The organism is Actinomadura monticuli (assembly GCF_041463655.1).
Classification (GTDB): domain Bacteria; phylum Actinomycetota; class Actinomycetes; order Streptosporangiales; family Streptosporangiaceae; genus Spirillospora; species Spirillospora monticuli.
Window position 1 is genome coordinate 98669 of record NZ_JAXCEI010000012.1, and the last position, 13727, is coordinate 112395.

Annotated in this window: 14 protein-coding genes; 4 read left to right on the forward strand and 10 right to left on the reverse strand. The window is 72.2% G+C overall.

Translation table 11 applies throughout. From position 1 onward, the window contains the following. Positions 1 to 226: 226 nt before the first annotated feature. Complete coding sequence (locus SM611_RS25855) at positions 227 to 1072, reverse strand: phosphatase (RefSeq protein WP_371952532.1); 846 nt, start codon at positions 1070 to 1072, stop codon at positions 227 to 229. Positions 1073 to 1091: 19 nt separating this feature from the next. Further along, a complete protein-coding gene (locus tag SM611_RS25860; RefSeq protein ID WP_371952534.1) occupies positions 1092 to 2306 on the reverse strand; it encodes an acetoin utilization protein AcuC in 1215 nt (404 codons plus the stop codon). Positions 2307 to 2471: 165 nt separating this feature from the next. Between SM611_RS25860 and SM611_RS25865 the strand changes: the two genes are divergently transcribed. Next, positions 2472 to 3452 carry an alpha/beta hydrolase gene (locus tag SM611_RS25865; RefSeq protein ID WP_371952536.1) on the forward strand — a complete coding sequence of 327 codons (981 nt, stop codon included), beginning with the start codon at positions 2472 to 2474 and terminating at the stop codon, positions 3450 to 3452. 26 nt (positions 3453 to 3478) lie between these two features. Here SM611_RS25865 and SM611_RS25870 read toward each other — a convergent pair whose 3' ends face one another. The 8 genes from SM611_RS25870 to SM611_RS25905 all read right to left on the reverse strand — a co-directional run bounded on the left by SM611_RS25870 (position 3479) and on the right by SM611_RS25905 (position 10244). Beyond that, positions 3479 to 3916 carry a hypothetical protein gene (locus SM611_RS25870; RefSeq protein ID WP_371952538.1) on the reverse strand — a complete coding sequence of 146 codons (438 nt, stop codon included), beginning with the start codon at positions 3914 to 3916 and terminating at the stop codon, positions 3479 to 3481. Between the two features lie 79 nt (positions 3917 to 3995). After that, entirely contained in the window at positions 3996 to 4790 is a 795-nt protein-coding gene (gene proC / locus SM611_RS25875) for a pyrroline-5-carboxylate reductase (RefSeq protein WP_371952539.1), read from the reverse strand. 99 nt (positions 4791 to 4889) lie between these two features. Then, the gene (locus tag SM611_RS25880; RefSeq protein ID WP_371952540.1) at positions 4890 to 5810 is read right to left on the reverse strand and encodes a proline dehydrogenase family protein; all 921 of its coding nucleotides are present in this window, start codon (positions 5808 to 5810) and stop codon (positions 4890 to 4892) included. 62 nt (positions 5811 to 5872) lie between these two features. After that, positions 5873 to 7078: an LCP family protein gene (locus SM611_RS25885; RefSeq protein ID WP_371952542.1), complete on the reverse strand. Its 1206-nt coding sequence runs from the start codon at positions 7076 to 7078 to the stop codon at positions 5873 to 5875. Positions 7079 to 7199: 121 nt separating this feature from the next. After that, complete coding sequence (locus tag SM611_RS25890) at positions 7200 to 7934, reverse strand: ABC transporter permease (protein WP_371952543.1); 735 nt, start codon at positions 7932 to 7934, stop codon at positions 7200 to 7202. Next, entirely contained in the window at positions 7931 to 8680 is a 750-nt protein-coding gene (locus tag SM611_RS25895) for an ABC transporter ATP-binding protein (RefSeq protein ID WP_371952545.1), read from the reverse strand. The genes SM611_RS25890 and SM611_RS25895 overlap by 4 nt, the downstream gene beginning before the upstream one ends. A gap of 50 nt (positions 8681 to 8730) precedes the next feature. After that, a complete protein-coding gene (locus SM611_RS25900) occupies positions 8731 to 9363 on the reverse strand; it encodes a TetR/AcrR family transcriptional regulator (protein ID WP_371952547.1) in 633 nt (210 codons plus the stop codon). Beyond that, entirely contained in the window at positions 9360 to 10244 is an 885-nt protein-coding gene (locus SM611_RS25905) for a sugar phosphate isomerase/epimerase family protein (RefSeq protein ID WP_371952549.1), read from the reverse strand. The genes SM611_RS25900 and SM611_RS25905 overlap by 4 nt, the downstream gene beginning before the upstream one ends. A 139-nt stretch (positions 10245 to 10383) precedes the next feature. Here SM611_RS25905 and SM611_RS25910 point away from each other — a divergent pair, with 139 nt between their 5' ends. From SM611_RS25910 to radA, 3 genes are read left to right on the forward strand one after another with little or no spacing between them, the layout of a single operon-like run. Then, positions 10384 to 11082 carry a class I SAM-dependent methyltransferase gene (locus SM611_RS25910; protein ID WP_371952551.1) on the forward strand — a complete coding sequence of 233 codons (699 nt, stop codon included), beginning with the start codon at positions 10384 to 10386 and terminating at the stop codon, positions 11080 to 11082. Between the two features lie 36 nt (positions 11083 to 11118). Beyond that, on the forward strand, positions 11119 to 12177 hold the full coding sequence (locus SM611_RS25915) for an alpha/beta fold hydrolase (protein WP_371952553.1): 1059 nt from the start codon (positions 11119 to 11121) through the stop codon (positions 12175 to 12177). Positions 12178 to 12207: 30 nt separating this feature from the next. Further along, positions 12208 to 13632: a DNA repair protein RadA gene (radA, locus tag SM611_RS25920; RefSeq protein WP_371952555.1), complete on the forward strand. Its 1425-nt coding sequence runs from the start codon at positions 12208 to 12210 to the stop codon at positions 13630 to 13632. Positions 13633 to 13727: the final 95 nt, after the last annotated feature.

A 13727-nucleotide genomic window follows, 5' to 3' on the forward strand; every position in this document is an offset into this window, starting at 1 on the left:
CCCGATCTGACTCGCGGGTGACAGTGCTGATGCCGCACACAGCGTGGACGCGACGGCACTACGCGTGTCACGACGAACGGTTGTCAACCAGGACCCCGCGTTGACCTGCGGTTCCGCAGTTCCCGGTGGCGCAGCGCAAGCCCATGCGCCCCGTTACCGCAGCCCTGTCACACGCTGTGACGTGCGGGTCCGGCGCCAGCAGGCCCCGTCGCCGGGGTAAGGGGAGTCAGCCGGACGGGGCCAGGCCCGCGCGATCGAGGATGTAGGCGGTCAGCGGCGCGTAGTGGTGCGGGGAGACGCCGTCGTCGAGCGGCACGACCACGTCGATCTTGCCCTCGGCGGCCCCGGCGAACAGCGCTGGATCGTTACAGTCCGCGAACCCGACGGTGTCGATGCCCGCCTGGCCGGCGGCTCCGGCCCAGCCGTGATCCGCGATGGCCAGATCCGGCCAAATATCAGGTTTAGCCTCCGGAGATCCCTCAGAGCCGCTATCGGCGAGCTCCCGGAGCATGGCCTCCATCGGATGCGGGTCGTGCGTGTGGTGAGTCCGGTGGTCGTCGCCCTCCAGCATCGCGACGCCGGGCCCGGCGTAGACGATGCGGCGCAGGTCCGAGCCGCCGTAGCCGGTCTCGATCTCGTACGTCCAGCCGGCCGCCGGCGTCAGGACCCGGCAGCCCGCCTCCGCCAGCGCCCGCGCGACCGCCTGGTACAGCGGGGTCAGCGTGGCCGGATGGCCGGTCGCCACGACCACGTTCTCCCCGCGGCGGGCCGCCAGGCCGATGCGGTCGCCCATCGCCTCGAGCATGTCGATCGTGATGTCGGGGTCGATGGTGTCGTCCCCGTACAGGTACCTCGGGTCGGGGTCGACGCCGCAGCGCTCGACCATCATCTCCAGGACGGTCCGCTCCGTCCACGACGGCTTCAGCTCCAGGCCGAACTGGTAGTACGGGTTGCCGTTGGCCATCCGCCGGTAGTGCAGCAGGTTGTTCTGCCGCGGCGTCGCCACATCGCCGGCGATCATCGTCCGGACCAGGTGCGCGCGCAGCTCGTCGCGGCCCGGTGCGGGCTTCACGGGATTCACGGGGTGGGCCTCACTCGTCGGTCATCGGGTCGAGGCCGTGCTCGGGGAACACCGCCCGCCGGGTCGCCAGGATCGCCTGGTCGATCGGGCTCGCCGGGTCGTAGCCGTCCCCCCACCTGCTGACCTCCACCACGTCCGTCCCGTCCGTCATGCGGCGCGGGGCGATCTCCTCGGTCCGCGTCCGGACGAAGTCGCGCCACTCCTGCGGGGTGTCCGTGCCGGGCGGGACCGGCCCGCCCGCCGCCTCGGCGAGCAGGTGCGTCCAGGCGCGCGGCACGACCTGGACCAGCTCGTAGCCGCCGCCGCCGGTGAGCACCCAGCGTCCGCCCGCGGTCTCGTGCGCCAGCCGGTGCAGCATCGAGTACGCCGTCCGCTGCCCGTCCACGCTGAGGATCAGGTGCGCGAGCGGGTCGAGCGCGTGGCCGTCGGCGCCCTGCTGGGTGACGAGCACGTCGGGGCGGAACCGGCGGAGCAGCGGCGGGACGATCGCGTCGAACGCGCGCAGCCACGGCCGGTCGCCGGTGCCGGGCGGCAGCGAGATGTTGACGGACGTGCCCTCGGCGCCCGTCTCGTTCGGGAAGCCCGTGCCGGGGAACAGCGTGCGCGGCGTCTCGTGGATGCTGATCGTCATCACGCGCGGGTCGTCGTAGAACGCCGCCTGGACGCCGTCGCCGTGGTGGACGTCGATGTCGACGTACGCGACGCGCTCGGCGCCGTTCTCCAGCAGCCACGCGATGGCGATCGCCGGGTCGTTGTAGACGCAGAACCCGCTGGCGGCGCCGCTCAGCGCGTGGTGCAGGCCGCCGGAGACGTTCGCGGCGTGCTCGGCCTCCCCCGTCCACACGGCCTCGGCGGCGGCGACCGACGCGCCCGCGACCAGGGCGGACGCCTCGTGCATGCCGAGGAAGATCGGGTTGTCGGCGGTGCCGAGCCCGTGCCGGATCTGGGGCAGCCCGGTCGCGCCGGCGTGCTTGACCGCCGCGATGTAGGACTCCTCGTGGACGAGCCGGAGCAGCTTGTCGCCGGCCGCCTCGAACCCGGAGACCCGCACGTTGGGGCGGTCCAGGACGCCGAGCGACCGCGCGAGCGCCATCGTCAGCTCGACGCGCACGGGGTTCATGGGGTGCCCGGGACCGAAGTCGTAGGAGATGAGCCGTTCGTCCCAGAAGACCGCGAGCCCGCAGTTCGCAGGATCGGAGGATGGGGACGAACCGGGACCGCTCATGACCTCACGGTATCGCGCCGGTCACGTGGCCTGGCTCACACGTCCGGCCGCCGTCCGCCGCCGGCCCGGGGCCCGGCCGCCCGATTCGCCGCGAACATGTGACGTGAATTACTCACCAAAACGGGCATATAGATCACACGACGCCAAAACATCAAAGGGGGGTCCATGGACAGCCCGAGCGTTCGCAGCCGTGCCATCAGCAGCGCTCTGCGGCTGGGTGTCCGGCCTCTCCTGAACTACCTCCCCGGCCACACCACCGGCATCCGCACGGCGCGCTCCACCGTGGACGCGGCCTCCTTACTGATGCGGCCCTGCTCCGGCGTGCGGATCGAGGGGCTCAACGAGCGGCTGGACGAAAAAGGCGGTGACCACCCGGTCAAGGGCGAGTGGGTCGCACCCCGCGACGCCCCCGAGGGGCCGCCCGACGGCGCCGTGCTGTACCTGCACGGCGGCGGCTACGTGGCCTGCTCGCCGCGCACCCACCGGCCGATCACCTCGCGGCTCGCGCACGACACCGGCCTGCCCGTCCTCGCGGCCCGGTACCGGCTGGCGCCCGAGCACCCGTTCCCTGCGCCGCTTGAGGACGCCGTCGCCGCGTACCGGTGGCTGCTCGCGCGGGGCGTCCCCGCGTCCGGCATCGTCGTCGCGGGCGACTCGGCGGGCGGGCACCTCGCCGCCGTCCTCGCCGGGGAGCTCTGCCGGCTGGACCTGCCGTCCCCCGCCGGTCTCGCGCTGTTCTCCCCCTGGGTCGATCTGACCTGCGAACTCTCCATCCAGGCGCAGGACCGCGCCCGCGACCCCTACATCAGCGCCGCCTCGGCGCGCCGGGTCGCCCGCCTCGTGGTGGGGCCGGCCGGATTCGACGATCCGCGGCTGGCCCTGCTCACCTGCGCCTGGACCGACTCCCCGCCCGTCCTCATCCAGGTCGGCGGCGCCGAGGTCCTGCGCACCGAGTGCGAGGCGTTCGCGGACGCCCTGAAGCGCGCCGGCGCGGCCTGCGAGCTGCAGGTCTGGAAGGGGCAGATGCACGTCTTCCAGATCCTGAACCGCGTCCTGCCCGAGGCCGGCGAGGCGATGCGCGACGCGGCCCGCTTCATCTGCGCGGTCACGCACCACGCCTCCCCCGGGCGCATCGAAGCCGCCTAGCGGCGCTCCGCCGGGCGCCGGCCCGGTCAGAGGCGGCCGGCGGGCTCCGGGTCGAACAGCTCGTCCTCCTCGCGGCGGCGCCCGCGCCCCGCGGCGAAGAACCCGACGAGCGCGGCCAGCGCGGCGCCGCCCTCGCCCACCAGGCTGATCGTCTTGTCGAGGTACCAGACGGGCTCGTGCATGTCGGGCAGCGGGCCGAGCGCCCCGACGTCGACGTAGTAGTAGAGGACGACCGCGCCGGCCGCGCTCGCCGCGACCAGGAACGCGAGCGCGTGCGCCCAGCGGCTCCCGTAGGTCAGGACGATGACGGCCACCACGCCGGCGACCGCCGCCTGGATCCGGAAGAGCATGTCGCCGCCGATGGACCCGCCCTCGACGTAGGCCATGTCGGGCGCGAACATCCAGTGCACGATGGCGTCGGCCGCCAGCCCGGCGGCGACGATCAGGCGGAGTATGAGTCCCATACTCCTAACACGAGCGAACCACCCTGAGCGGCTCAATGTTCAAAGATGAACTTCTCATGGGAGGCGCCGCGCCGCGGGATCAGCCGCCCGCCAGCTCGCGGCCCCGGTTGCGGGCCGCCTCGATGGCCTCCAGGACGGCGGCGCGGACGCCGTGCCGCTCCAGCTCCCGGATCGCCGAGATCGTCGTCCCGCCCGGCGAGGTGACCGCCTCGCGCAGCAGCACCGGGTGCTCACCGGAGTCGCGGAGCATGACCGCCGCGCCCACCGCCGACTGGATCACCATCTCCAGCGCGGCGGCGCGCGGCATGCCGAGCAGGATGCCGGCGTCCACCATCGCCTCGACCAGGTAGTAGAAGTAGGCGGGGCCGCTGCCGGACAGGGCCGTCGCGCCGTCCTGCAGCGACTCGGGGATGCGCAGCACCTTCCCGACCGGGGACAGCAGCTCCTCGGCGAGCTTCAGATGTTCCTCCGCCGCGTGCGAGCCGGGCGAGATCACGCTCATCGCCTCGTCCACGTGGACGGGCGTGTTCGACATGACGCGGACGACCGGGACGCCCGCCGGGAGCCGCGCCTCGATGAACCCGGTCGTGATCCCCGCCGCCATCGAGATCACCAGCCGCCCGGACGGGACGTGCTCGCCGATCTCGTCCAGCAGGGCGCCCATGTCCTGCGGTTTCACCGCGAGGATCAGCGTCTCGGCCTTGACCGCCGCCTCCGCGTTCGGCACGATCTCGACGCCGTAGCGCTCGCGCAGCAGCGCCGCGCGCTCCTCCCGGCGCGCGGTCGCCATCAGCTCGGACGGGCGGCGGCCGGCCCGGAGCACCCCGGACAGCAGCGCCTCGCCCATCTTCCCGGCACCCAGAATCGCGATCATCGGCATACCTTGACGTGGGGATTCAACGACCGGTCCAGCCTAGCGCCGGGCGTTTCCCCCATGGGGGCACGACCCCCGCCACCCCGGAAGAACGATCGTTCACGACCGCCCGGCGAGGGAGCGCACGAAGAAGCGCAGGTTGGCGGGACGTTCCGCAAGACGGCGCATGAAGTACCGGTACCAGTCGCGCCCGTACGCGACGTAGACCCGGACCTGCGCGCCCTCGGCGGCGAGACGGCGCTGCTCCTGCGACCGGATCCCGTAGAGCATCTGGTACTCGAACGTGTCGGCGTCGCGCTCGTGCAGGACCGACAGGGCGCCGGCGATCTCGATGAGGCGAGGGTCGTGCGTCGCGAGCATCGGGTAGCCCTTGCCCGCCATCAGGATCTTCATACAGCGGACGTACGACCTGTCGATCTCTTCCTTGTCGGTGAACGCCACCGCCGCCGGAGCCGCGTACGCGCCCTTGCACAGCCTTACGCGTGACCCCTCGTACGCCAGTTCCGCGCAGTGTTCCTCTGCCCGCCGCAAGTACGACTGGATGACCGCGCCCACGTCGGGGAAGTCGCGCCTGAGTTCGTGGACGGCGCGGAGGTTCGCGTCCACGGTCGTGGGCTCTTCCATGTCGAGCGTCACCGTCGTGCCGCTCGAACGGGCGGCCTCGCAGACGCGCCCGGCGTTCTCCAGGGCGAGGTCTTCGTCGAGCGTCTGGCCGACGGCCGAGAGCTTCAGCGACACCTCGGCGCGCGTGCCGAGCCCGGCGGCGCCGAGCCGCTCCAGCAGCTCGACGTAGTGCGCGACGTTCGCCTCGGCACGGCCCTTGTCGTGCGTGTCCTCGCCCAAGACGTCCAGGGTGACGAGCAGCCCCTCCCCGGTCAGCCTGCCGGTGACGTCCGCGGCGTCCTCGATCGTCTCCCCCGCGATGAAGCGCCGGACGACGTCGCCGGTGAACGGCGCCGTCTCCACGACCCGGCGCGCGCCGCCACTGCGCGACGCGACGAGCAACGCCTGACGAAGCACTGCGCACCCCTCGGTGTCTCCTGGCCCTGCCCTCCCAGGTTAAGCCCGTCCGGCCTGGGCGATCACGACACGGTGCCGAGGCTGTTGCCGCCGCCGTGCCGGCGCATGTACTCGGCCATCTGGGCGGACTTGACGGCGTTGAACAGCTGCCTGGCCTTCGTCCCGTCCAGGAGCACCACGCTCTGCTTGCCGCGCGTGCCGGTGCCCTTGAACGGGAGCGTCATGAACCTCACGTCCGAGGCCCGGACGCTGCGCATGCTCAGCGCCAGCGAGCGCAGGTCGCCCGCCGACACGCCCTCGTCCACGCTGATCGACTTGCTCAGCGCCGACAGGAACCGGTCCAGCTTGAGCGGGTTGGTGAGCGTGCCGCGGTCGGCTGCCTGCTTGGCGAGGGCGCCGAGGAACGCCTGCTGCCGCTTGATCCGGTCGAAGTCGCCGTTCGGCAGGTTGTAGCGCTGCCGGACGAACAGCAGCGCCTCCTCGCCGTTCAGCTTCTGCCTGCCCGCCGCCCACTGCTTCTTGCGGGCCGGGTCGTACACGCTCTGCTTGATGTTGACGGTGACGCCGCCGAGCGCGTCCGTCATCGACTTGAAGCCCTCGAAGTCGATCGCGCCGTAGTGGTCGACGCGGATCCCGGTGAGGTTCTCCATCGTCTCGATCAGCAGCTTCGGCCCGCCGAACGAGAACGCGGCGTTGATCTTCTGGTTGCCGTAGCCGGGGATCTGCACCCACGAGTCGCGCGGGAACGAGATGATGTACGCCTTCTTCCGGTCGGCGGGCAGGTGCAGCAGCATGATCGTGTCCGTGCGCTGCTCGCCCGGCTTCCAGACCTTGTTGCCCTCGCCGGTCGTGGCGGAGTCGGCCCGCGAGTCCGACCCGACGAGCAGCCAGTTCTCGGTGCCCTCCACGTTCGGGCCCGGCCGGTTCACGCCCTCGCCCGGCATCACGCCCTTGATCCGGTCGATGTTGCCGTTGTAGGACGACTGGCGCTGCCACAGCAGCCCGCCGAGACCGGCCACGAGCAGCGCCACGAACACCCCGATGGCGATCAGGACGCGCGGCCACCTGCGCTTGCGCTGGCGCTCCGCACCGTCCGCGCCCGCCCAGAACACGTCGCCGGCGTCGCCCTTCGGGTCGCCGTCGCCGCCCCTCGGAGCGTCCGGCTCCCGGGGAGCCTCGGTGGCCTGGGCCGCCGGCGCCGCCGGTGCCTGCGGGCCCTGGTCGGCCCGCTGCGGCGGCCGCGGTCCGGGATCATCTGGCGCGGTCATGGCGCCGAAGCTACCAGCCGGATCGACCGAGGATGGCCCGCTTCACCCCACCTGTCCGATTAAGGCGCATCACACCCCCGCAGGTAAACCCACCCCCCTTCCCAGGGGTCGCCCCCTGGATCTACACAGTGCGGCGGCGAAGGGTCACCGCGCCGAGGACCAGGGAGACGACCGTGAAGGCGGCGATGACGGCCACGTCCAGGGTCAGGGTGGCGGTGAAGTCCGGGCGGGTGCTGATCTCCTGCATGCCCTCCACCGCGTACGACAGGGGCAGGACGTCCGAGACGGCGTTCAGCCAGGACGCCATGTCGTCGCGCGGGATGACCAGCCCGCACAGCAGCGTCTGCGGCAGGACGAACGCGGGCATGAACTGGACGGCCTGGAACTCGGTCCGCGCGAACGCGCTCGCGAACAGGCCGAGCGACATGCCGAGCAGCGCGTCCAGCAGGGAGACGAGGACCAGCGACCCCAGCGAGCCGCTCAGGTCCAGGCCGAGCCAGGTCAGCGAGATCACCAGCACGACGCCGACCTGCACCAGCGCGACCAGCCCGAACGCGAGCGCGTAGCCGAGCAGCAGGTCGAGCTTGCCGAGCGGCATGGTCATCAGCCGTTCGAGGGTGCCGCTCGTCCGCTCCCGGAGGGTGGCGACGCTGGCCACGACGAACATGACGGTGAACGGGAACAGGCCGAGCAGCATCGGGCCGATCCGGTCGAAGGCCATGGGCTGGTCGAACACGTAGCGCAGCAGGACCATCAGCAGCGTCGGCACGACGATCAGCAGCGCGAGCGTCCGGTGGTCGTGCCTGAGCTGCGCGAGGATCCGGCGCATCGTGGCGAGCGTGACGGCGGCGCTCATGTCGGGCTCCCGGACTTCTCGGTGATCAGGTGGAGGAACGCCTCTTCGAGGTCCGCCGCGCCGGTGCGGGACCGCAGCCCGTCCGGGGTGCCGTCGGCGAGGATGTCGCCCTCGCGCATCAGCAGCAGCCGGTCGGTGCGGCCCGCCTCGTCCATGACGTGGCTGGACACGACGAGGGTGGCGCCCCGCTCGGCCAGCTCCCGGAACAGCTCCCACAGCTCCTGCCGCAGGACGGGGTCGAGGCCGACGGTCGGCTCGTCCAGGACGATCAGCTCGGGCGCGCCGAGCAGCGCGACGGCGAGGTTGACGCGGCTGAGCTGCCCGCCGGACAGCGTCACCGCGGTCTGGTGGCGGCTGCCGCCGAGCCCGACCTCGTCGATGACGCGTTCGACGTCCGTGCGGGGCGCGCTCAGGACGGACGCGAAGTAGCGCAGGTTCTCGGTGACGGTCAGGTCGGCGTACACGGCCGGGGACTGCGTCGCGTAGCCGACGCGGCGCCGCAGGCCGGCCGACCCGGCGGGCGCGCCGAGCACCGTCACCGTGCCGCCCTTCACGATCTGGACGCCGACGAGCGCCCTGATCAGCGTGGTCTTCCCGCAGCCGCTCGGGCCGAGCAGCCCCACGATCGAGCCGCGCGGGACGTCGAAGGTGAGCCCGTGCAGCACCTCCCGGCCGCCGCGCACGACGCGCAGGTCGCGGACGCTCACGGCCGGCTCGGCGCCGCTCGCCGGGCTAGAACTCATCATGTGTTGAATTTAAGCGCACATGAGGGCCCGGTCAAGGGTCTTCCACATTCTCAGGACGTCAGATAGCGCTGGATGGTCGGCGCGACCAGCTCGATCAGCTCGTCCTCCGGCACGGACGCCATCGGCTCGACGCGCAGCACGTAGCGCAGCATCATCAGGCCGATCATCTGCCCGGCCGCCGCCTGGATGCCGAGCGGCGGCGCCTCGGTGACCTGCCTGGCGCGGCCGAACAGGGCGACCGTGACGAACTCGCGCAGCAGCGCCGCCGCCCGCTCGTTCGTCATCGCCGAGCGGAGCATCGCGAGCATCGGGGCGCGGCGGTCCTCGTCCCCCCACACGTCCAGGAACGTGCGGACCATCGTCTCGCCGAGCCGGTCCCGGGGGGCGGACATGATGCGCGGCAGCACGACGGACGGGTCCACCGGGAAGCGCATCGCCTCGATGAACACGCCCTCCTTGTTGCCGAAGAAGTGGTGGACGAGCGCGGGGTCGACGCCGGCGGCGCGGGCGATGGCGCGCAGCGAGGCCCCGTCGTAGCCCTTCTCGGCGAACAGGTCGCGCGCCTCGGCCAGGATCTTCTCCCGCGTCTCGGTCGGCCCGGGACGGCGGCCGCGCGGCGCGGCCGGGTCTCGCCGAGCCGGATCTCGCTGGGCCGGGTCTCGCGGGGCGGCGCCGCCGGTCACCGCACGCCCCGGCGGGTGATCTCCCCGGCCGGCGTGACCTCCCAGGTGTGCTCGGCGGCGGCGAGGTGCAGGCGGGCGAACGCCAGGGCCTCGGCGAGGTCCTCCATGCGCTCGACCCGGCTGGACGCGCGCCGCGTGTTCACCTCCAGGACGATGTGCCCCCGGAAGCCGCCCTCGGCGAGGCTCTCCAGCATCTCGCCGCACGGCTGGTTGCCCCGGCCGGGGACGAGATGCTCGTCCTTGTTCGTGATGCCCACGCCGTCGGCGAGATGGATGTGGCGCAGGCGGTCGCCCAGGCTCCCCGCCATGGCGACGGCGTCCGACCCCGAGACGGCGGTGTGGGACAGGTCGAGGGTGACGTACGGGTAGTCCTGGTCGACGGGGTTCCAGTCGGGCAGGTACATGCCCGCCTCGGCACCGCGCGCCTTGAGCGGGAACATGTTCTCGACGGCGAACAGGACGTCGGTCTCGTCCTGCATGCGGGCGAGGCCCTCGACGAACTCCTTCGCGTAGTCGCGCTGCCAGCGGAACGGCGGATGCACGACGATGACGTCCGCGCCCAGTTCCTCGGCGACCTCCTTGGAGCGGACGAGCTTGCCCCACGGCTCGCGCCCCCACACCCGCTGGGTGAGCAGCAGGCAGGGCGCGTGGATCGACTTGATCGGGACCTGGTGGTAGTCGGACAGCCGGCGCAGGACGTTCAGGTCCTGCGAGGAGGCGTCCGTGGAGACCATCACCTCGACGCCGTCGTAGCCCAGCAGCGCGGCGATCTCGAACGCGCTCGGTACCTTCTCCGGGTAGACCGACGCGGTGGAGAGCGTGATCGGCGCGTCGGGTACACGCAGAGCCGGTGTACTGACGCCGTTGTGCTGCGGGCTCACGGCTTCCTCGCCAGGAATGATCGCTCGACGATGGTCATCAGGTTCGCACGGTAAGCCTATGCGGCGGCGGCCGCGATGAAACAACCGCCCGGAGTGATCCTGATTGCTCCGCCTCAGGACGAGGCTACGCTCTGTTCGCGTGGCCGAGATCGCGCCGGGCGCCGTGCCGAGCCCCAACATCTGGAACTCCCCCCAGGTCTACGAGCTGGAGAACCGCGCCGTCGACCCAGACGGGGTCCTCGCCGGCGCGATGCGCGCCATCCGCCCGTGGACGGGCGCCGACGTCCTCGACCTCGGCTGCGGCACCGGCTTCCACCTGCCGCTCTTCGCCGAGGACGCGCATCGGGTGGTGGGCGTCGAGCCGCACGCGGGGCTCGCCTCGGCCGCCGCGCGCCGCACCCGCGACCTTCCCAACGTCACCGTTCGTGTCGGCGCCGCCCAGGCGCTGCCGCTGCCGGACGCCTCCGTCGACGTCGTCCACGTCCGGTGGGCGTACTTCTTCGGGCCGGGCTGCGAACCGGGCCTGCGCGAACTGGACCGCGTCGTCCGGCGCGGCGGGGCGATCTTCATCATCGACAACGACGCCACCCGCTCCACGTTCGGCGGCTGGTTCCGGCGCAGCCTGCCGAAATACGACCCCGGCGCCGTCGAGCGGTTCTGGACGCGCCGCGGCTTCTCCCGCGAACCCCTCATGATCCGGTGGTCGTTCCAGAGCCGGGACGACCTCGCCGCCGTCCTCCGCATCGAGTTCCCGCCCGACCTCGCCGACGCCTGCCTCCGCGAACACCCCGGCCTCGAGGTGGACTATGCCGTTAATTTGTGGTGGCGTTGCCCCTAGGTTACTGACTGGTCGGTCATACGGGAGGAACGGACCATGGGCCGAGTCACCGCTGGAAGAGCGCTCGGCGGCCTGGCCGCCGCCACCGCCGTCGGCGCGGCCGGCGCCGGCGCCGGGCTGGTCGCCCAGCGGCGCGCCATGCGCCGCCTCCAGTTGCGCCCCGACCCGTTCGCCGGCGAGCCGTTCGGCTCCCTGCGCGGCCGCCCCGTCCCCGTCCGCGCCGACGACGGCACCCGCCTGTACGCCGAGGTCGACGGCGACGACCGCACCGACCTCGCCGTCGTGTTCTCGCACGGCTGGACCCTCACCCAGGACTCCTGGCACTTCCAGCGCAAGGCCCTGCGCGGCCTCGGCCGCCTCGTCTTCTGGGACCACCGCGGCCACGGCCGCTCCGACGGCGGCGCCCGCGACGGCTACTCCATCCCCCGGCTGGCCGCCGACCTCGGCGCCGTCATCGACGCCACCGTCCCCGCCGACACGCCCGTCGTCCTCGTCGGCCACTCCATGGGCGGCATGACGATCATGCGGTACGCGGACGAGAACCCCGGCCTGGTCGGCCGCAAGATCCTCGCGACCGGCCTGCTGTGCACCTCGTCCGGCGCCCTCGGCGAGGTCACCCTCGGCATGCCGGCCCTGGTCGCGCGCACCACCCACCGCGTCCTGCCCCGCGCCCTCGGCGCGCTCGGCGCCGGCTCCGGCGCCATCGAGAAGGTCCGCCACCTCGGCCGCGACGCCGCCGTCCTCGTCGAGGACCTCATCGCCTTCGGCCCCGAGGCCAGCCCCGCCGCGGTCGCCTTCTCCGAGCAGATGATGACCGAGACCCGCATGGACGCCTTCGTCGACTACTTCCGCTCGATGATCACGACCGACGTCATCAGCGACTGCGCCTCCCTCGCCGGCGCCGACACCCTCGTCCTCGGCGGCGAGAACGACATGCTCACCCCGGTCGGGCACAGCCTCAAGATCGCCTCCTGCGTCCCGTCCGCCCGCCTGGAGGTCGTCTCCTCCGCCGGCCACATGGCCATGCTCGAACGCCCCAGCGTCGTCTCCGACCATCTCGGCGACCTGATCGAACGAGCGCGCAAACTGATCTGAGTGTCGGTGGCGGGCTCTACGCTTCCGCGCATGGCGAAGGCTAAGACGGCCAAGGCGGCCTACCGGTGCTCGGAGTGCGGCTGGCAGACGTCGAAGTGGGTGGGGCGCTGCGGCGAGTGCCAGACGTGGGGGACGGTCATCGAGGCGGCGTCCGCCACACCGGCGCGGGTCGTGTCCGCCGGGCCCGTCAGCGCGCCGGCGCGTCCGATCGGGCAGGTGGACGTCCGGTCGGCGAAGACGAGGCCGACCGGCCTGGACGAACTCGACCGCGTCCTCGGCGGCGGCATCGTGCCCGGAGCCGTCCTGCTGCTGGCGGGCGAACCGGGCATCGGCAAGTCGACGCTGCTGCTGGAGGTCGCCGCGCTCGCCTCGACCGGGCCCGAAGGCGGCGGCGGGAAGAACGTCCTCTACGTGACGGGTGAGGAGTCGGCCGAGCAGGTGCGGCTGCGCGCCGACCGGGTCGGGGCGATCACCGACCACCTGTACCTCGCGGCCGAGACCGAACTGTCGGCGCTTCTCGGGCACATCGACTCCGTGGAGCCGTCGCTGCTGGTCGTCGACTCCATCCAGACGATCGGGACGTCCGAGGTGGACGGCGCGCCCGGCGGCGTCACCCAGATCCGCGAGGTCGCCGCCAACCTGATCAGGGTCGCGAAGGAACGCGGCATCACCGTCGTGCTCGTCGGCCACGTCACCAAGGAGGGCGCGATCGCCGGGCCGCGGCTCCTGGAGCATCTGGTCGACGTCGTCCTGTACTTCGAGGGCGACCGGCACTCGCGGCTCCGCATGATCCGCGCGGTGAAGAACCGCTACGGACCGACCGACGAACTGGGCTGCTTCGACCTGTCCGAAGTCGGGATCGTCGGGCTGCCCGACCCGAGCGGCCTGTTCCTGACCCGCCGCGACGAACCCGTCCCCGGCACCTGCGTCACCGTCACCCTGGAAGGGCGGCGGCCCCTGGTCGCCGAGGTGCAGTCGCTCGTCGCCAAATCCCATCTCCCCGCGCCGCGCCGGGCCACGTCCGGGCTCGACACGTCCCGCGTCGCGATGGTCCTCGCCGTCCTCGCCCAGCGCTGCAAGATCTCCATGCACGAGCAGGACGTCTACGTCTCCACGGTCGGCGGGGTCCGGCTGGCCGAGACGTCCGTCGACCTGGCCCTCGCCCTGGCCGTCGCGGGCTCCACGGTCGAGCAGGCGCTCTCCACCAGCCTGATCGCCCTCGGCGAGGTCGGCCTCGCCGGGGAGGTCCGCGTCGTGCCCGGCGTCCAGCGGCGCCTCGCCGAAGCCGCCCGGCTCGGGTTCAAGCACGCCGTCGTCCCGCGCGGCTCCCTCGAACTCGCCGACGGATCACCCCTCAAACGCGCGGACCCGCAGCTCAGCAGCTACGAGGGCATGAAGGTGATGGAGGTCGACAGCCTGCAGCAGGCCCTCCAGGTCGCGTTTACGGCGCCCTGACGGAAGTCACGCCAGAGTATTACTGCACACAACCCGGGCTTGCGACCTGGGGAGGAACCAGGGCGCGGCCCGCCTCGGTAAACTGACGCCGTCCA